Here is a 19253-nt window from a genome sequence, read left to right on the forward strand (position 1 = left end):
GTCTCCAGGGCACAAAAAGGGAAGATTGTAACGCAGCCTTACTGGCCGCGGTGGCTAAAGCTGTGCAGGGCTTTCTCGATGCACTGCGCGGTTTTGCCAAAGGCTTGTACGGTGATTTCCGAAAAGGGACCGCCGTCCTGATCCGCCACGACAATCATGATCACGCGGCCGTTATTGACCAGTGAGCGCAGCAACAGATGCTCACCGCTGAATTGTGAGCGCAGGCTGTTGGGCAGCAGGGCGGAAAACTGTGCGTTGTTGGCTGGCGTCAAACGCACCTGCGCCTGTTGCGCGAGCAGCCGTTGCAGCACCGTGCTCTGGCTGACCGCGAAATTCATCCCGGCCACTTCTTTCGGTAAACCGGCGCTCTGGTGCACCCGCAGGTTGGCATGGGCTCGATCAGCCATCAGGATCATTACCCGGCGCATGCCGCACGCGACCAGGGCGTCGCGGGCCGAGGTGGTCAAGTGCATGGCGTTGGTGAAGCGGCTCGGCTCGATCAGCAATTCGGCACATTGACGACGCCACTTTGCCAGGTCTTCGGCGGTCGGCGCCGGGGCTGGCAACAGACCGGCATGCACTCGATTCGTGCCCCATGGCCAGAGCAATGCAACGGCAGGGTGCCAAAGGTCGGGCATGGCGTGATGGCGGGCGCTGTTGGCGGCCTGCTGGTGCAATTGTTGTTGCACCTCGTCCATGGGCATTTGCAGGTAAAGACTGGTCAGGTACTGCCAGCGCTCGCTGTGCGGACTGTCCCAGGCCTGTTGCGCCGACAGCGCCAGCCCGTTGGCCAGCAGCACCGTGTTGGCGGGCTGGTTGAGCCAGCGGCGCAGCGTCGGATCGTCATCCAGGCGATTTTGCTGTCGCAAAGGATGCTCGCTGTCGCGGGCAATGCGCAGGACTTTGACCAGTTCCCGCTGTTCGGTGAGCAACAGTTTATAGCCTTGCTGCACCCAGATCGGCAGGTGCCAGGCCTCCACCAGGGCCAGGCCGATTTCCAGCAGGCGCGCGCCAAACAACTGCTTTTCGACTTTACACGCCGACTCGCCTTTATGGATGACCCGCAGCTCCCATTCTTCGAGCAACTGCGGATGCGTCAATGCCAGGGGCCACAGCGGTGACAGAAACAGCAGGCTGCCCCAATGAATGTCCTGCCACAGGCGTGCGAGGCGGCTGGCGAAAAAACCGTTGGCTTGTTGCGTCGCGTGCTGGCTGATCATTTGTAGCTGACGCAGTGCCTTGGGAATCTCGCCCATGGGCGCGGCAGGCAAGCGTTCCAGCAATTCTTCGGTGCGTTTCAAACCGAGGCGGTTGATCGCTACCTCAAGGTTTTCTGCCGGCTCGGTCATGCTGCCGTGGGTGTGGCGGTTGGCTTCGCGAATCACGCTCAAGGCCAAAGCCGGACTGTCCTGCATCAAATCGGCGATGTCGCGCAGCGAGCTGCGACTGTCGCGGATTGCCCGGCAGACGCGGTCGTGACTGGCCTGCGGAACCGGCAGGCGGACGCCATCCAGAAGCTTGACCCAGCCTTGGAGCGTGGTTGGTTTGGGAGTCGGGACGTTCGTTTCGTTAACCATGTCTGGAGGCGATCATCGTCTGCGTTACCTGCGCCCGGAATGGGTCAAATTGGCTTTTCGCCTGAACTGGCTATAGTCTGGCGCAGTTTTGCCGATAAGTAGAAGAAGAGATTTTTTAACTTCCGAATATGACCTTGAACCCGACTCAGTAAGTGCTCTCCTACCTATGGCTAAAATAATCGGCATCATCGTCGTATTCGCGAGCGTGCTCGGCGGATACGTGCTCTCCCACGGCAAAATTGCCGCCCTGATCCAGCCTTTCGAGGTGATGATCATCGGTGGTGCGGCCCTCGGCGCATTCTTGCAGGCCAACCCCGGCTACATGACCATGCATGTGCTCAAGAAGTCCCTGAGCATGTTCGGTTCGCGTTTCAGCCACGGTTTTTATCTTGAAGTGCTTGGCCTGATTTACGAGATCCTCAACAAGAGCCGTCGTGAAGGCATGATGGCCATTGAAGGCGATATCGAAGATGCCGCCGCGAGCCCGATCTTCGCCAAGTACCCGACGGTCCTGAAAGACGAGCGCATGACCGCGTTCATCTGCGATTACCTGCGCATCATGTCTTCCGGAAACATGGCTCCCCATGAGCTGGAAGGCCTGTTCGACATGGAACTCTACAGCCTCAAGGAAGACCTTGAGCACCCGTCCCATGCAGTGAACGGCATCGCCGACGCCATGCCCGGTTTCGGTATCGTCGCGGCGGTATTGGGGATCGTGGTGACCATGGCGTCCCTGGGTGAGGGCGATCAGAAGTCCATCGGCCTGCACGTGGGTGCGGCGCTGGTCGGTACCTTCTTCGGTATTCTCGCTGCCTACGGTTTCTTCGGCCCGTTGGCCCATTCCCTGGCCCACGATGCCAAGGAAGAGCTGAACGTCTACGAAGCCATCAAGGCTTCCCTGGTGGCTTCGGCTTCCGGCATGCCGCCATCGCTGGCCGTCGAGTTCGGGCGCAAGGTTCTGTACCCGGCGCACCGCCCTAGCTTCGCCGAGCTGGAACAAGCGGTTCGCGGTCGTTAAGCCATGGAAAATAACCAGCCGATAATCATCAAGCGCGTCAAGCGCATCGCCGGCGGGCATCACGGCGGGGCGTGGAAGATCGCTTTCGCCGACTTCGCCACGGCGATGATGGCGTTCTTCCTGGTGCTGTGGCTGCTGTCGACGGCAACGCCGGAACAGAAGATCGCCATCGCCGGTTACTTCAAGGACCCGATCGGCTTTTCCGAAAGCGGCACGCCGTACATCATCGACCTTGGCGGTACGCCGACCCTGGCGCCGGAAAACACCCTCAACCCCGAGGTGAAGTCCCAGCCGCAACCGGACAAGGTGACCGTCGACGCCGAACAGGTCGAAGGCATGGCCGAAATGGTCGAGAAGGAACGTCTCGAGTTGTTGCTGCAAGAACTGCAAAACAAGGTTGAAGAGAACCCGCAGCTGCAGAAATTCAAAGACCAGATCATGTTCGAGATCACCCCGGACGGCTTGCGCATCCAGATCGTCGATGCCGAAAACCGGCCGATGTTCGACTCGGGTTCTGCGCGTCTGAAACCGTATTTCGAAGACATCCTGCTGGCCATGGCCGACACCATCAAAGCGGTGCCGAACAAGATCAGCATCAGCGGCCACACCGATGCCAAACCGTATAGCGGCCAGGGCGATTTCGGTAACTGGGAACTGTCGGCCAACCGTGCCAACGCCGCCCGCCGTGCGCTGGTGGCGGGCAGTTATCCGGACGGGCAGGTGGCGCGGGTGGTGGGTTATGCCTCGTCTGCCTTGTTCGACCGTGAACATCCGTTCAACCCGGTCAACCGTCGCATCGACATTGTGGTGCTGACCAAGAAAGCCCAGCGCGCCATTGAAGGTTCGCAAGGCGCGGAACCTGCTCCTGATGCACCGCAAGGTTCTGCAGCGCCAGGCGCCACCCCGGCTGCACCGGTCGACCCGAATGCGCTGCCGGCAGACAAGGAACCGCTGCCGGCCCACGAGCTGCGCGAGCGTTTGAATCTGTTTGATGATCCGGCGCCGAAGCCGGCTGAGCCAGCGAAGCAGTGATCCCAAAAAAACCGACAGTGATGTCGGTTTTTTTTCGGCGTTTATCAGGCCGCTGCATTCTCCGTGTGGGCACGATTCCTGTGGGAGCTGGCTTGCCAGCGATGTCGGACTGACAGCCGACCTGATCCTTCAGAAACCGCGAATGATCCTGGATTTGAGATCCGTGTGAAATCGATCGGCGTTGGTTTTGTTGACGCTGCGCACCGCCTCGCTGCCGTTAACCGACTCCAGTGACATCGATCGCTTGATGGTCGATTCGTTTCGATAGGCATCAATGAAGAACTCGATGTCTCTGTCGCTGGTCAGTTTCGGCCATTTATCGAGGTACAGCGGCAGTTCCGTTGGGCCGGTCTTGAATGAGCAGATGCGTCGGTTGGTGATGGTCGCCTCGCCGATTTCGAACGGTACCCACCAGGACAGTGCGGTTTTTTCCGACACCACTGCCAGCAGGTGCGTGCATTCACTGATGTTGCGCGTGATCACACCGGTGATGTCGTCGGTGGTCTGGGATTCGGCGTCCAGCACATCGAGATAGGTCTTGATGTTGGCCTGCATCAGGCGGGTGTTGATGTTGACCGCGTAGGCGCGATCCATGTGGCGGTAGCTGATAAACACTGGCATCAGAAATGTCCCTTGATTGCGAGTTCGCGGTAATAGGCACCGAGGGCGGTGAGGCGGCAGCCGGTGGAGTGAATGGCGGCGTAATACATATGTTCGGCATCAACCGGTTCGATCAGGCTGTGACGATTGCACTTTTGCAGTTGAGAGAAGACCTCGCCGTGTTCCGGATTGAACTCGGGTTCGCTGGGCTCGAAGCTGGGGGCGAGCGGGTAGACCGATTCCGCTTCGGCAAACCACTCGGGCAGTTTGCGCAGGATTTCCTTGGTGATCAGCGGTGAAACCTCGCGCAGGGAAATGAACTGCGACACGTTGGTCTTGAACACCGGCCGCTGTTCCCAGGCATCAAGGGCGTTGTCGACAAACGAATAGAGGCTGCCGGGAGTGATCTTGCCGAGGATATTCGCGGCGCCGCCGTGCAGAGCCTGGAGCAACAAGCCGGTAAAGACGCCGTGTTGGGCGCCTTCCATCGCCGGCTCTTCCTTTTTGCACGCAGTAAGAATGGTCATGCCTTCGCCCACTACGCTGCCTTCACTGCGCAAGGCGCGCAGTTCGCCTGCCGAGCCGCTCTGGCAGCAGTCGAGAATGATCACCTTGTTTTTGATCCGGGTGGCTTTGGTTGCCCAATTAAGAACATCGCTGAGGCGAATCCCGTCATTGGCGTTCCTGTAATCCTGCGGGATCAGCATGCCTTCGTCGGTATCGGCGTCGAAAGTGCCGTGACCGGCGAAGTACAGCAGTGCGACGTTGCAGTCCCCGGAAAACAACTCGCGGATCTGATCCTCGAGTTTCTTTCGACTCAGGTAATCCTCGGCACAGGTCAACACGATGTTCTTGAAGTTCGGGTCGCCATTGGCGTCGGTCTTCAGCACAGACGCCATGGCCATGGCGTCGTTGCAACAACCGCTCAGGCGCGAGACATGGGTGTAATCGTTGATGCCAATGAACAGTCCTTTGCGCATGGTTACACCGCCGTGCGCTGGCAAATGGCGACGCGGTGGGCAGGGGCGTACAGGTAGACCCACGGAGGGCTGATGAACAAATGATAGGTTTGCAATGGCTGTCCCTCGATGTCGCAGGAGTGCGAAGAGGGTTTGAACTTAGGTCATTGGCTGGCCGCCACAAGGTGCCGATCGCGAAAGAGAAATGCCCTACAGGGATGCGTGCAGACGCCTTACAGAAATGTCTGACGTTTAAGTTGGCGGGTGATTTAAACAGTAGAACCGGCAGCCCGCCGCCCCGTTGGATCAGGGCGGGGCAGGTGCCTGTTTAGTAGCCGTTTTCCGGCAAACTGGCGATGATCGAGCGGTAGCTGTTCATTCGTTGCTGTTGCACGCGGCCGTCTTCGAGAGCCTTGAGCAATGCGCAACCGGGTTCACGGTCGTGCTTGCAGTCGCGGAAGCGACAGGTGCCGAGCAAATCGTTGAACTCGATGAAGCCGGCCTCGACATCGGCACGGCTGACGTGTCCCAGGCCGAACTCGCGGATGCCTGGTGAGTCGATCAACTCGCCGCCGCCAGGGAAGTGGAACAACCGCGCGGTGGTGGTGGTGTGAGTGCCCTGGCCGGACAGCTCGGACAACGGACCGACGCGGGTCTCGACTTCCGGCAACAGGCTGTTGACCAGCGACGACTTGCCGACACCGGACTGGCCGACGAACACGCTGATGCGACCGTCCAGCTGTTTCTGCAACTGTTCCATGCCGTTGCCGTGGTGCGCCGAGACTTCCAGCACCGGGTAACCCAGCGTGCGGTAAACCGCGAGCAGGGCGTTCAGCGCCGGCGCGTTGTTTTCGTCGATCAGGTCGAACTTGTTCAGCAGTAACAGCGGCTTGATGCCCGCATGTTCGGCAGCGACAAGATAACGGTCGATCAGGTTGGCGTGGGGCTCGGGAAGCGGTGCAAAAACGATGACGATCATGTCGACGTTGGCGGCTACCGGCTTGAGCTGGCCACGGCTGTCCGGGCGGCACAGTTCGGTGTTGCGCGGCAGTTGCGCCACGATTACGCCGATGCCCTGGTTGCCAGCGCGCCAGACAACCTGGTCACCGGTCACCAAGGCAGGCAGGTTGGCCCGCAGGTGGCAGCGGAACACTTGGCCGGCCAATGCACCTTCGCAGGCCTCGACCTCGACCTGCACACCGAAGTGCGCGATCACCAGGCCGTGCTGTTCCGGACCCAGGTCGCCACCCTCGAGTGCCTCGACAGCCGAGGACTCGCGTTTGGCGGCGCGGGCAGCGCGCTCGCCCTGAATCTTTTCGATGCGCCAGTTTTGACGACGATTGAGTTGGCGTTTGGCCATGGGTGTTCCGTATAAAGAATGCAGCGATTAGGTAAAACGGCCGCGAGTTTAGCACGCCCGGCCACCGGCCTAGGCTAAACTGCGCAGCATTGCCTAGGAGCCGACACATGCAAAATTCGCAGAACCTGATCTGGATCGACCTGGAAATGACCGGTCTGGATCCGGAAAACGACGTCATCATCGAAATGGCCACCATCGTTACTGACAGTGATCTGAACACCTTGGCCGAAGGTCCGGTGATCGCCATCCACCACAGCGATGAAGTCCTCGCCCGCATGGACGAATGGAATACCCGCACCCACGGCAATTCTGGCCTGACCCAACGCGTGCGCGACAGCCGCATCAGCATGGCCGAAGCCGAAGCCGAGACCATTGCGTTCCTGGAGAAGTGGGTGCCGAAGGGCAAGTCGCCGATCTGTGGCAACAGCATCTGCCAGGACCGTCGCTTCCTTTATACGCACATGAAATCCCTGGAAAGCTATTTCCATTATCGCAACCTCGACGTGTCCACGCTTAAAGAGTTGGCCGCACGCTGGGCGCCGGACGTTCGCGACAGCTTCAAGAAGGGCAGCACCCACCTGGCGCTGGACGACATCCGCGAATCGATCGCCGAGCTGCAGCACTATCGCAAGCATTTCATCAAGTTTTGATCCGTTGGCTGGCGCGGGGCTATTGTGGCGAGGGAGCTTGCTCCCGCTCGGCTGCGTAGCAGTCGTAAGGACTGCAAATGCGCTCTGACCGGAAGAAGGCAAGGGAGCGCTTGGCACTCCAGCGGGAGCAAGCTCCCTCGCCTCATTGCTTTCGTGCGCCCTCTTTTGATGCCACGGCGAAGTGCGTAGACTGCGCGCCTTTTTGCAAGGACCGCCACCATGTTGCTGATGCTCTACCTGATCGCCATCACCGCCGAAGCCATGACTGGTGCATTGTCTGCGGGGCGTCGTGGCATGGATTGGTTTGGCGTGGTCCTGATCGCCTGCGTCACGGCGCTGGGTGGCGGTTCGGTACGTGACGTGCTGCTCGGCCACTACCCGCTGACCTGGGTCAAGCACCCGGAATACCTGGTGCTGACGTCCATCGCGGCGATGTTCACCGTGTTTGCCGCCCGCTGGATGCGCCACCTGCGCTCGCTGTTTCTGGTGCTCGATGCCGTGGGGCTGGTGGCGTTCACCCTGATCGGCTGCATGACCGCCCTGGAAATGGGCCACGGCATGCTGGTGGCCTCGGTCAGTGGCGTGATCACCGGGGTTTTCGGCGGCATCCTGCGGGACATTTTCTGCAACGACATCCCGCTGATCTTCCGTCGCGAACTGTACGCCAGCGTCTCTTTCGCGGCGGCGTGGTGCTACATGTTCTGTCTTTACCTGAACTTGCCGGGAGAGCAGGCGATTCTGATCACGTTGTTTGGCGGCTTTTTGCTGCGCTTGCTGGCGATACGTTTTCACTGGGAAATGCCCAAGTTCGTTTATAACGACGAACAGTAAGTTTCAGTGAAACGTGAGCACGCTGTGCAAGGGTGAGTGCGGTAACTATGTAGCCTTTTGTGAGTGGGCAGTTCAATAAGCTACGGTTTTACGTCGGCTTATAGGCTACCCGTATGTTTGAAACTTCCGCACAGCAACGCCCTTACAACCCTCACCAACAATTCATTGAAGAAAGAATTCCCGACTGGCTGACTCGCGCTTCGCCAGACAGGCGCCTGGCGTTGAAGCGCACCCCGGTGGCGATTCCTCAATGGTACAAGACCGCCTCGGCGGCTTCTCACGCGGCGCTGGCGCTAGCCATCAAGGCCAGTTGGGTATCGCAAAACAAGGTTGATCGGCTGTTCGAGTCGCTGGCAAATGTCCGTCAGTTTGCTGAACCCCTGCTTCGACAGGCACTGAAAGAACGCTTCGCCATTGAAGTGGATGTCACCCGCACCTACTTGAGGCTCTATCTGCCGACCGGCATTTTAGTGGGCTATCAAGTCAGGACCGTTTCCTTGCTGGATGCAGCGTTGCGCAACTTTGAGGCAAAGGAAGCAGGCATCCGCTACTTTGATTCAGCTTCCTGTTTTATCAGCGAGCCCAGCATGTCCGGGCAATTTGATGTGCTCGCCATTAATCAACGCATGAGTGTCAGCGCTTTTGTTTCGATGTGTCGTGAACTGGACATTGGCGGCCAGTACAACCAGCAACTGGAAACGTTGTTATTGCCCAAGGATGCTCTGGCCAGGGCAGTACTGGAACTCAATGTAAAGACCAGCCAGAAAGACGCGTTCAGGGCTGCGATACTCCTGGCCCGCATGAAAGGGGATATCGGCCTGCACTCTCACGCGTCCTTGTTGCATCTGCTCGATGGCGGCGCCAGGCCTGCCCTGGGTGCCCGGGTTTTGCAGTGCTACCAATTGCAGGTCATGGAGGCGAAGCTGACCGGGATCATGCTGCTGGCCGGTGATCTGGACCGTGCTACCAGAGTGGAACCGGTGCTCGTGTACATCCCCGACGATCCGCAGCATCCGCTCAAAGAGTACCCGTCGACGGCTGCTTTCAGGGCAGATTTGGCACAGCGGTTGCGTTCTGCGCACTACCAGCGTTTTTTTGCCCGGTTCGTCGCTCATGAACGGCGAGGCTATTTTTTTGCCGCGCTCAATGATCCTTCTACCGTAATGAAGTGGAGTTCGCGCCGGGTACAGGGTGATCCATGGACAGAGTTGTACCAGGACAAGCTCAACAAGATTCTCAATGATGCCCGCGCCATTGCCGTGCCTTGCGCAGACACCGACCGCAACTCTCGCTGGGCAACCTGGGACAGCCTGGAAAAGGTCGCCTCGATCGTATTGCAGGTCGCGGCCCTGGTGGCGGTCCCCTTTGTGCCGTTTCTGGGCGAATTGATGTTGGCGTACACCGCCTACCAATTGTTGGACGAGACCTGTACCGGCATTCTGGATTGGACCGAAGGTCAGGTGGTCGAGGCGGCTGATCACTTGATGGCCATCGCTGAAAATCTCGCGCAACTGGGCGCATTCGCGGTGGGCGGCGCGGTGGCCGGGAAAGTGCTGGCTATCAAGCCTTCGACCTTTGTCGACAGTCTCAAGCCCGTCGTGCTGGAAGATGGACGCACGCGCTTGTGGAACCCTGATCTGACGCCTTATGAGTTCGCTGCCTCGTTGCCTGCCGATTCGGTGCCGGACGAACTGGGTTTGCATCACCACGGCGCAGCGATGTTCCTGCCGCTTGAGGGCAGCCTGTACGAGGTTCGCACCGAGCCGGGCGAAAGTGCCTGGCGCGTCCGTCACCCGCAGCGGGCGAACGCCTACCGGCCACGACTGACTCACAACGGCGCCGGGGCCTGGGCGCATGAAGTCGAGCGTCCGATGGAATGGCAAGGCGCACAGTTGTTTCGTCGTTTGGGTCATTCAGTCGCTGACTTCTCTGACGTCACCGCCCGGCGCATCCTGGACGTCAGCGGCGTCGATGAAGCCGTGCTGCGTGACATGCACGTCCACGTCCGGCGCCCACCGGCCTTGCTTGAAGAAAGCATTCGGCGCTTCGGGCTTGATGAGCAAATCAAAGTATTCCGTGCGCAACTGCAAAGCCCGGATCCGGCGGTGTACACCAAAGCTGATCCCCAGATGCAGGCACTACTGCTGCAAGCGCAAGGTGTCCGTGTACCTGAGAGCCTGCGCAACGCCAATGGAATTCAAGGGATCGTTGAGTCACTGGACGAGGCGACGCTGAAAAAACTGCTGGGTGAAAGTACGGCGTTTGGTGATTCATTACCGGCGATCGACGTGCGAAAAGCGCGGTTGCGTTCGAGGATGGCCGATTGGGCCGAGGAGCATCGTGGCGCCTTGTTCCAGGCGCGCGAAGACGCCTTCGAACAGCACGCTGACGCAGACACGCAGCAACTACGGCGGATCTTCCCCGATCTGCCGAAAACGATCGCTCAAGAGCTGTCGCGTAATGCCAGTGCAACTGATCGCCTGCACATGCGCAATCATCCTGGAATAACTCAACGAATGGCGCACGAAGCGCTTTTCTATTTGCGAGAGGTGCGACTCAGCCGGGCTTGCGAAGGACTTTACCTGGATTCTGTCAGCAGCCTGGACAGCGACCGGCTGGCGCTGCACATGCTCGAAACATTGAACGGGTGGTCCGCCGATGTCCGCATCGAGATGCGTGATAAACGTTTTGATGGGGCGTTGCTGGACAGCATCGGTCGCCCTGAAGCTCCGCTGCGTAAAGTGCTGGTCAGGCAGGGCGGGCGCTACCAGGCACACGATAATGTCGGTGAGCAATTACATGGGTTCGACACGCTGTATGGCGCGGTGATGCACGCGCTTCCCGACACGCAACGTCTTTCGTTGGGGTTGCCCCATGTGGGGCAGTGGGCCGAACTGAAACAAATGCTCAGACGACAACCACTGCTGGATCGTGCTCTGGTGCGCGCGTTGTTCAAGCAGCCAGCGCTGGGGCCTGCCGTCCGATCGCCCATGGGGCTTGCCGTGGGGCGTTCTGGTTACTTGTTGGGTGGCGGGGATCTCGATCCCGCGCAGACGCAATCCATCGAACAACGGCTTCGAGCCCTGTATCCAACGCTTTCTGAAGAGCAGATGGCGGCCTTGCGTAGTGAGCGATTGACCGGGGACCCACTGCTGGCTGTTGCCAGGCTGGAAAACGAACACATTACGCTGGTCAATGAGCTGGAGGTGTGGAGTGCTGATGTGCCCTTGCTTCACCCGCAGACAGGCATTGCACTGACCACCGAAGAGTCAACCGTGCAAAGGCAGCGCAGAGCCCTGTTTAATCAAGAGCTGCAAGCGAGTTGGAGTCAACGGGTGACAGAGAATAATCCTTTCGATACCGGCCGTTTTTTTTTCAGGCTCGACATCGTTGGCAGCCTGCCTGCGCTGTCAGCCGACTTTAGCCATGTTTCCGAGTTTGTGCTGATCAATAGCAGCCCTTATTTGCGAGTGGGCAACTTTCTTGAAAGCTTTCTCAATCTGAAATTTCTGACTATGCGTGGCTTATGGCTCGACGCATTTCCCAACGTAACCTTCCGGATGCGCGAGCTGGTTGTCCTTAATCTGGAAAACTGCAACCTGCGACTGGACGAAGCAGCCGTGGAAGGCCTTGCACACATGGACGCTCTGGAAGAACTGGATTTGCGCAACAACCCTTTAAGCCTCACGCCCTACGTCGGTCACATGAAAAAGCTGGAACAATTAAGATTGAGTGATACCGATTTAAAGGAAGTTCCTGAAGGACTGTTTGAGCTGGAAAAGTTGCGTTACGCCGATTTGAACGGCAATCAAATAGTTGAACTGCCAGATGAAATGTTCGAGGTCGATGATATACGCAAGGTTACCTATAACTTTTGTGACAATCCTTTAAGCGAATCAAGCAGGCAGCGTATTGCCGAATATGAAGAAAATTCCAGTCTCGACAGACAACTATTGATTCAGTTTGATGGTGAGGCGGAAATTTTCAGTGGTAGTGATATGGGCAGTGATGTGGAATCAGACGATAGCGGTATGGGGTCTTCAGATGAAGGATCTGGAGGAGGCGATTAAGTTTTTTGTTTGAGCTTCGCCAAACTGCAGGTGATTTAAGATTACAAGATTTATTGCTTGGAAACATGCTGTAAGAATTGGTTTTTTTATTGGCGGGGCAAAGCGGGAAGTTGGTGGGGTGGATTGGTTGAAGTGATGGGCGACTTTTGTTATTGATTGTCTGGGGTCGGCAATGTCTGGCGGCTCGATCAATAATAAGGAAGTTATATGAGTGATATGCAAGATCTGGCATCCGGCCCATCCGCTGAGCAAGCGGCAGTCAGGCTGTCGCGCCTGGATGTGCGCTTTGAAGTTCCCGGTATCGAATCCAAAAGAATATATGCAAATGGCAGAATGCAAACCCGGGTATGGGTGTTTGTCGAAGCCGTCGACGATTCTGGTATGCCGGTGCCGATACCTTATTACCCGGACCTTATCACCACAAAGCTGATTCGGTATCACGATGGAGAGCCGTTGACCCAAGACGCTTATACCGGCCAGCCGATGCCGGGTTGGAGCGTGAGCCGCGAAGAAAACAGATACGTCCACGAAATGCCAGGCGTGGTTCAGTCCCCGGGGGGTGGCGGTAGCACGGGCACTCCAATAGAGTTTTGGGTGTCGTCCTCGGAAGAAGGGCAGTTGCAGATTGCCGCTGAAGTGACGGTTCAGGGAAAAGTTTACAGAAGCAACAATACGATTAACCCGAACGGTACCAAGTTCAATAAAAGTGTTGTGGTTATTGCTGAGCGAAGTCCGGCTTTCAGTCATGATCAATTTACCTGGAAGGCGCAACGTATTGAGGGGCAGTTTAATGGTGCCGCGCTGTTTCGTTATGATTTGGGTCTGTATGCAGGAGGGCGACAAGTAAAGCTGTTGGATTGGGATACTCAGCAATATGGAGGGTCCGGTAGGTATCCGATTCAATTCTGCTACACCGGATTGATTTTTTCGCACCCTGTTCCAAGATCCTTTACGGGTGTGATCGCACCCGTGCAGGCAAAAGAGATAAGGATTATTGGATTTAATCTGCCAGTTAATAAACGCCACGGAGAGTTGGCCGCTTTCAAGGGGGTGCCGCCCGTCTATAAATACAGCGGCGAGGAAGAAAGGTTGGATTCCTTTATGTTTACTGTCATTGATGAGTTCGGTAATACCCATCACCTCTCGTTGATTATCGATATACAAAGTAGCGAATTCTTGTTGCGCAACGGTTGAATGTATTTCCCGGTCTCTTCAGTTTTTGTCCTGAAGCAAGTCAGACATTTGAAAGGAGTTCAAATGACGGATAAACAAGCAAGTATTCATTCCAATGCGTTTAATTTTGATGGGTTTCTGGTTGGTGGCGTCGATCCCCGTACGGGGATTTACAACTGTTCGTTGTCGTTGGGTGAATTAAACTCCGGACGCTTGAACGGCCCACACATGCCGATCAGGTTGTTCTTCAGTCCGCTCAACGGCTCCGACAGTGGCTTGGGCCAGGGCTGGTCAATGGCGCTGACTCGGTACGACGTGACCAGTGGCATGTTCATTTTGTCGGGAGGTGAACGGTACAAAGCCAGACAGACGTCCACGCAACTGGTTTTTGATGAGTTGAAACTCGAAACGCTCAAGGTACTGCGCGCCGGTGCCGGACGCTTTGACGTTTTGCACAAAAGTGGTTTGCGTGAAGAGCTGCTCTTATTCGGCACCAGTAACCAGGCGGTGCCGACAAGAATCGTCGCCGCCAACGGTGCCGCGATCATGCTCGACTACACCGCGATCGATGGCGAACCGGTATTGTCGGCGGTGCGGGACGCTCAGGGGACGCTGCTGAAAATAGTTCGTACGTCTGGTCAGGTGACGCTCACCCAATATCCCGACACCGAGTACGCGGCGATCTTTGCACTCACGCTGGCCAATGGTGAAGTGGCCGCCGTTCGGTTACCGGAAGGGGAAGTCTGGTCGCTGACGTACGAGCGCATTGGCGGGTTGAACTGCCTGACGCAAGTTGTTTCGCCCTTGGGCGCCCGCGAGCTGATCGGATACCAGGATGATGGCCACCGATTGCCGCTGGACGCGCCCATGCGGACAATGCCCTGTGTGATCTCACACACCTTGTTCCCGGGGCAACACCAACCGGCAATCACTACGAACTATGCATTTTCGTCGAATAACTTTCTTGGTTTCGATGACGAAGACATCCGCTGGTCGCAGGACGGTGACACGCTTTACCAAAGTTCCTCGAGCTATCAATACACCTCCACCGAAACCCTGATGGCCGGCGCAACTGTGCACAGCACCACCACACGGACCTACAACAAATACCATTTACTGGTCTCGCAGGTTACGAGCTGCAATCAGAAAGTGACGGCCCAGACGATCGAGTACCACCTTGATCCGAGCAAGCCCTTCAATCAGCAGCCCGCGCAGTTTCGTATGCCTCGCGTTCAGACGCAGCGTTATGAGGATCTCAAGAGCAAGTCTTCGCGTGAAGAAGTGACCGAGACCGAATTCGATACGTTTGGCAACCTGATCAAACATGTCGCGCCTGACGGGGTGGTGACACTCTCGGAGTTTTATCCTGCAACCAAAACCGACGGTTGTCCTGCCGATCCGTTGGGCTTCGTGCGCTTCGAAAAGCAAAGAACCGTGCTGCCGGCGCCAGGTTTTGTCGACGCTGCGACCACACTGGTTCGTTATCGCTATCGAATGCTTGGTGGCGCCGAATCGACCGGCCGCGATGTGGTTGTCGAGCAGCATTCGTTGTACGAGCGAACGACCGAAAGCGACATTCTGCGTACGCAGACTGATCTGTCCTACATCGATCTGCCGCTGGACAAACGGCGTCACGGCCTACTGCAAACCCAGAGCATCACCCGGAACGGCCAGACCTCGGAAACCGAATTTCAGTACACCCTCAGTGGTACGACGCTCAATCTGACAACCGTTCAGACTGGATTCGATGGCACCCAAAGAACATCAACCCAGAGGTTTTCAGCGCTCAACGGCTGGAAACTGTCGGAGCAAACGGAAGATGAAGGGCTGGTTCTGTTCACCTACGACCGCATCGGCCGGGTGTTGAGCGAGACCGTGGCGCCCGACACCGATTTTACAGCCACCCGCAGAACCGAGTATCGACGGGCCCAAGGGCCTGGATTGCCGGCGACGACGCTGCGTACTGATGCAAACGGCGTGCAGCAAAAGACCTTATATGACGGCCTCGGCCGAGTCATCGCTATCGAGGAACAGGAGTCGGATCAATCGAGTCTGGGTGAGTTTCGACAGGTCTACGCCGCGAGATACGACAGTCTCGGTCAATTGGTTGGCGAAGTGCTGACCGATTGGTGGCCCGGGCAAAAGCGGGAATTGACCACAGGCTTTGTCTTTGATGATTGGGGACAGGTGCAAACCGTGATCCACCCTGACGGTCGCAAAGAGCACCACGACTACAACCCGGTCAGCAGGCTGGAGAGGACTTGGGTTGAGGGCATGGGTCAATCGGTCACGACCTACAATTACTTCGGCAAGCCTGACAGCGTCGAACTGTTCGACACTCGTGGGCAAACCCAGGGCAAGTACCTCTATGAGTATGATGGCCTGGGTCGCCGTGTCCGGCAGACTGACCCGGTTGGTAATCGCACCCTGTATGAATATGACATTTTCAATCGCCTGACTCGCAGTCTTCTGCCCGACGGCCATGCGGTAGAGACCGAGTACGCGGCGCACAGCCATGAATCCTTGCCTGTTAACGTCACGGTGGCCGGGCGTAGTTTGGGGCAGCAACGCTTTGACGGGCTCGGGCGCTTGATTCAGAGCAGTTGCGGCGGGCGGACGAGTCGCGCCGGATACGAGGCCGGTAACAGTCAGCCGGCCTGGAAGCAGACACCTTCCGGCGAGCGGATCGAGTTTATGTACGAACGTCATCTCGGTGGGCAGATAACGCAGCGACGGACGAGCGGATTGCTGGCCCGGTACGAGTACCATCCGTGTCTAGGCGAACTGACGAAATGTGTCGAGCAGGACAGTGAAATCCAGCTTGAGTACTTCCGCTCCGGACGGCTCAAGCGTGAAACATCGAAGGTCGGTTCGAACCGCCAGAGCGCTTCTTACACCTATACCTTGGGCGGTCGTCCGCTCAGTTTCATTGACGTGTTGGGTGACGAACACAAGACCGATTACGACGAAGCAGGACGCCCGCGATCCTTTGAGCAGCGGGCGCTCAAAGCCACGTTTGCCTACAACGCCTTGGGTCAATTGACCACCATTGCTACGCAAGCGGCCGAAGCTCGAGGCGAATTGGTGACCCGACTGGCCTACGACGATCTGGGGCGTGAAATCTCCCGTACGTTCCAGATCAGCGCTAGCGCCGAGTGCGTTCTGACGTCGCGCTACAGCCTGGCGGGCAAGTTGGCGCAAAAAACCTTGAAGCAGGGCGACGAGGTATTGCGTGACGAGCTGTTCTCTTATGACTCCCGCGGTCGGCTCAGCCAATATTCATGCAGTGGCACGCAGCGGCCGCGAGATATCCAGGGTAAAGAAATCATCCGGCAGACCTATGTGTTCGATGCGTTTGACAACATCATCACGCTGCAAACCGAGTTTCCTGATGGCAACAACGTCGCGTCATTCGAATACGGCGCCAATGATCCGACCCAGTTGACGGGTATCAGCCACAGCCATCCGGACTATCCGGCGCCAGTGGCGTTGCAGTATGACGCCAACGGCCACTTGCTTGTGGATGATCAGGGGCGTCAATTCACTTACGACGCTCTGGGGCGCTTGACCCAAGTGGCGACTGCGGTAGGCGCAGTGGTACGGGGTTATCACTACGATGCTCGGGATCAGCTGGTCGAACTGTCACAGCCATCGGGACCGCCGATCCAGCGTTACTATCGGGACGGCCGGGTGAGCAACGAGATTTGCGGTACTGATAACTCCACATCTTTGCGCCCGACAGGCATTTTACTGGGCCAGAACCGTAAGGGGGCTGATGCGGGCGTCCGCCTGCTGGGTATCGATCAACAACAGAGTGTGCTCGCCGAGTTGCAAGGTGGGCAGAGCCGTCATTACGCCTACAGCCCTTATGGGCATCGTCCGGCGGAGGGTGGGTTGTTCAGTTTGCTGGGGTTCAATGGTGAGCAACTTGATTCGCTGACCGGCTTGTATCTACTGGGCAATGGTTACCGCGCCTATTGCCCTGCTCTGATGCGCTTTGTAAGCCCCGATAGCCTGAGTCCTTTCGATGCCGGCGGGTTGAATCCCTACGCATATTGCGCAGGCGATCCGATCAATCGGGTTGACCCAACCGGACACGTGTGGGAATCGGTGCTGGGGATCGTCTTGTCGCTTGCCGGCCTGGCGCTGAGCATCGCCACGCTGGGCGCAACAACGCCACTGGCGTTGCTGAGTCTGGCATTTGCCACTACCTCCGCAACGCTGGGGATTGCCGGCATCATAGTGGATGAAATCGCGCCGGACTCGGGCGTGGGTGCACTGCTCGGCTGGGGAAGTCTGGCCGCTGGCGGGCTGTCGGCTGCCGCTGGTCTGGGCGCGTTGGGCAAAAGTGCGATCAAGACTGGAAATACGCTTGCCAATGCCTTCAAGCCGGGGTTGAGCGGCGATCCCACGACAGCAGCCAAAGCGATGGCCAAGGGAATGAAAAAAGGAAAGGCAAAAAAAATGCCGCCGATGCTCAAAGGTAAAGGAGCAATAAAAAATGCGAAGGCCGCCCAGGCGAGTGACAATGGAGCCAGCGCGCCGCAGAAATGGACGCGTACCGGTGTGGGTGATGAGTCAATTCCGGTTGATATGAAACCCGCCCAATTGGGCGAATGGGCAATATTCAGGGATGGTCTCGATCAAGGACTGCACCCCAAGGTTGCCAGCCAACGCATGGGTGATCCCAAATACGAAAAGTATCTCGGCACCAGCAATCAATGGGCGGTGCGACTGGGTGCAAAAGATCGGGTGACGTTTGCCATTCATGAAAAAAGCCATGTGGTGGAAATCCTGGACATTGCTGGTCACACTTGATCGACGCCAGGTGAGCGGGCGGGAAGTGGCCCAGCGCCGGATTGTCGCTCGACATGCTGACGCAACGCCCACTCCACATGCTCCCTGACCATTTCCGACGGATACTCCCGTCGCGCCTTCAACGCTTCCAGCACCGGAATCGTTGAAGGCGCATTCCCCAGCCCCACTGCCAGATTGCGCAGCCAACTTTCGTAACCGGCGCGCCGCAACGGCGAGCCTTCGGTGCTGCTGAGAAACTTGTCCTCGTCCCACATGAACAATTCGGCCAGTTCAGCGTTGTCCAGGTTGTGCCGTGGCTTGAAGTCGCTTTCCCCGGACGGACGGGCGAAGCGGTTCCACGGGCAAACGATCTGGCAGTCGTCGCAACCGAACACCCGGTTGCCGATCAACGGCCGCAGTTCTTCGGCAATCGCACCCTTGAGTTCAATGGTCAGGTAGGAAATACAGCGCCGGGCATCCAGCACATAGGGGCCGACGAAGGCATTGGTCGGGCAGATGTCGAGGCACGCGGTGCAGCGGCCGCAGTGTTCGGTGGCGTGGGGCGAGTCCACCGGCAGCGGCAAGTCGACGAACAGTTCGGCGAGGAAGAAGTAACTGCCGGCCTTGCGATTCAGGACCAGGGTGTTTTTGCCGATCCAGCCGAGGCCGGCTTGCTCCGCGATGGCTTTTTCCAGCACCGGGGCGCTGTCGACAAAGGCGCGGTAGCCGAAGGGGCCGATGACGGCTTGAATCTTTTCTGCCAGTTGTTGCACGCGCTTGCGAATTAATTTGTGGTAATCGCGGCCCAAGGCATAACGCGAGACATAAGCTTTTTCCGGTTGGGCCAGCACTTTTGCCATTTGCGTGTCGCCGGCCAGGTAGTCCATGCGCAGCGACACCACGCGCAAAGTGCCCGGCACCAGTTCTTCCGGGTGCGAACGTTTGCTGCCGTGGGCACCCATGTAGTCCATTTCGCCGTGATAGCCGGCTTCGAGCCAGCGCTGCAGATGCTGCTCATGCTCGGCCAGGTCGAGACCACTGATGCCGACTTGCTGAAAGCCCAGCTCACGACCCCAATCCTTGATGGATTGGGCGAGGGCGGGCAGATCTGTAGTAATAGCGGGCATGAGGCGAGAGAAACCGGAGCTGAGGTGCGTATAATTCTGCCAGACATCGGAGCCCGAAG

General features: G+C 57.7%; 12 protein-coding genes. 7 read left to right on the plus strand and 5 right to left on the minus strand.

Annotation, left to right across the window (positions count from 1 at the left end; genetic code table 11):
* Window positions 1-38: 38 nt before the first annotated feature.
* Window positions 39-1577, minus strand: coding sequence for an HDOD domain-containing protein (locus D8U18_RS07630; RefSeq protein ID WP_131107391.1), 1539 nt, complete (start codon window positions 1575-1577; stop codon window positions 39-41).
* A gap of 166 nt (window positions 1578-1743) precedes the next feature.
* Between D8U18_RS07630 and motA the strand changes: the two genes are divergently transcribed.
* Together motA and motB are read left to right on the plus strand one after the other, a co-directional pair.
* Window positions 1744-2595 (plus strand): flagellar motor stator protein MotA, encoded by an 852-nt coding sequence (gene motA, locus D8U18_RS07635; RefSeq protein ID WP_056852358.1) that lies wholly within the window; start codon window positions 1744-1746, stop codon window positions 2593-2595.
* 3 nt (window positions 2596-2598) lie between these two features.
* On the plus strand, window positions 2599-3627 hold the full coding sequence (gene motB, locus D8U18_RS07640; protein WP_056852359.1) for a flagellar motor protein MotB: 1029 nt from the start codon (window positions 2599-2601) through the stop codon (window positions 3625-3627).
* 129 nt (window positions 3628-3756) lie between these two features.
* Here motB and D8U18_RS07645 read toward each other — a convergent pair whose 3' ends face one another.
* The 3 genes from D8U18_RS07645 to rsgA form a co-directional block, all read right to left on the minus strand.
* Entirely contained in the window at window positions 3757-4248 is a 492-nt protein-coding gene (locus D8U18_RS07645) for a toll/interleukin-1 receptor domain-containing protein (RefSeq protein WP_056852360.1), read from the minus strand.
* On the minus strand, window positions 4248-5207 hold the full coding sequence (locus D8U18_RS07650) for a caspase family protein (RefSeq protein WP_131107392.1): 960 nt from the start codon (window positions 5205-5207) through the stop codon (window positions 4248-4250). Before D8U18_RS07650 ends, D8U18_RS07645 begins: the two co-directional genes overlap by 1 nt.
* Before the next feature lie 307 nt (window positions 5208-5514).
* Complete coding sequence (rsgA, locus tag D8U18_RS07655) at window positions 5515-6546, minus strand: small ribosomal subunit biogenesis GTPase RsgA (protein ID WP_056852363.1); 1032 nt, start codon at window positions 6544-6546, stop codon at window positions 5515-5517.
* 107 nt (window positions 6547-6653) lie between these two features.
* Here rsgA and orn point away from each other — a divergent pair, with 107 nt between their 5' ends.
* From orn to D8U18_RS07680, 5 genes are all read left to right on the plus strand, one after another.
* Window positions 6654-7196: an oligoribonuclease gene (gene orn / locus D8U18_RS07660; RefSeq protein ID WP_056852364.1), complete on the plus strand. Its 543-nt coding sequence runs from the start codon at window positions 6654-6656 to the stop codon at window positions 7194-7196.
* Between the two features lie 219 nt (window positions 7197-7415).
* Window positions 7416-8027, plus strand: coding sequence for a trimeric intracellular cation channel family protein (locus tag D8U18_RS07665; protein ID WP_056852365.1), 612 nt, complete (start codon window positions 7416-7418; stop codon window positions 8025-8027).
* A gap of 113 nt (window positions 8028-8140) precedes the next feature.
* Entirely contained in the window at window positions 8141-12097 is a 3957-nt protein-coding gene (locus tag D8U18_RS07670) for a DUF6543 domain-containing protein (RefSeq protein WP_131107393.1), read from the plus strand.
* A gap of 207 nt (window positions 12098-12304) precedes the next feature.
* A complete protein-coding gene (locus tag D8U18_RS07675) occupies window positions 12305-13291 on the plus strand; it encodes a hypothetical protein (RefSeq protein WP_131107394.1) in 987 nt (328 codons plus the stop codon).
* Window positions 13292-13354: 63 nt separating this feature from the next.
* Window positions 13355-18088, plus strand: a complete 4734-nt coding sequence (locus D8U18_RS07680) for an RHS repeat-associated core domain-containing protein (RefSeq protein WP_131107395.1) — start codon at window positions 13355-13357, stop codon at window positions 18086-18088.
* Here the strand turns inward: D8U18_RS07680 and queG are convergent.
* The gene (queG, locus tag D8U18_RS07685; RefSeq protein WP_131107396.1) at window positions 18079-19194 is read right to left on the minus strand and encodes a tRNA epoxyqueuosine(34) reductase QueG; all 1116 of its coding nucleotides are present in this window, start codon (window positions 19192-19194) and stop codon (window positions 18079-18081) included. The two genes, D8U18_RS07680 and queG, sit on opposite strands and share 10 nt — an antisense overlap.
* Window positions 19195-19253: the final 59 nt, after the last annotated feature.

Origin of the sequence: Pseudomonas sp. Sample_10 (genome assembly GCF_004321495.1) — a bacterium.
In the GTDB taxonomy this organism is placed as follows: Bacteria; Pseudomonadota; Gammaproteobacteria; order Pseudomonadales; family Pseudomonadaceae; genus Aquipseudomonas.